The organism is Vibrio sp. 811 (assembly GCF_033339195.1).
Map to the genome: position 1 here is coordinate 1 of NZ_JAWOUB010000727.1, position 568 is coordinate 568.

General features: G+C 44.7%; 1 protein-coding gene. It reads right to left on the reverse strand.

The annotated features are described in order from the left end of the window. A partial coding sequence (aat, locus tag R7Q46_RS29080) for a leucyl/phenylalanyl-tRNA--protein transferase (protein ID WP_318078566.1) occupies positions 1-568 on the reverse strand: 568 nt, incomplete at both ends.

Sequence of the window (568 nt, forward strand, 5' to 3'; positions counted from 1 at the left end):
AGCTTTTGTATGAACTCGTCTCGGTCAAGTTCAAATGCGCCGAGGGATGCCAAGTGCGGGTTCATCACCTGACAATCTATTAATTGACCATGCTTTGACGCCAAATGCGTGCACAAATACCACAACGCGATTTTTGATGCGTTGTCTTTCAAACTGAACATGGACTCACCACAAAAAAGTTGACCCACGCTAATGCCGTATAAACCGCCAACAATCGTGTTGTCATGCCATACTTCTACTGAGTGGCAATGCCCTAGGTTGGATAGCTGAATATAAGCGGCTTGCATCTCTTCATTCAGCCATGTTTCATCTGCTGGCCGGGTAGACGAGCAAAGTTGAATGACGTGCTCAGTCGCTTGATTTATAGTGACTTTATATTGATGCTTCCGCTGAAACTTTTTAAGACTTTTTGATGGCTTAAACGTTAAAGGATCAAACACAGCACGTGGCGAAGGACTCCACCATAAAATGGGTTCTCCTGGACCATACCAAGGGAAAATACCTTGGTAGTAGCCACTCAAAATTCTATGTGGATCTAAGTCTCCGCCAAAAGCCAACAGACCATTGG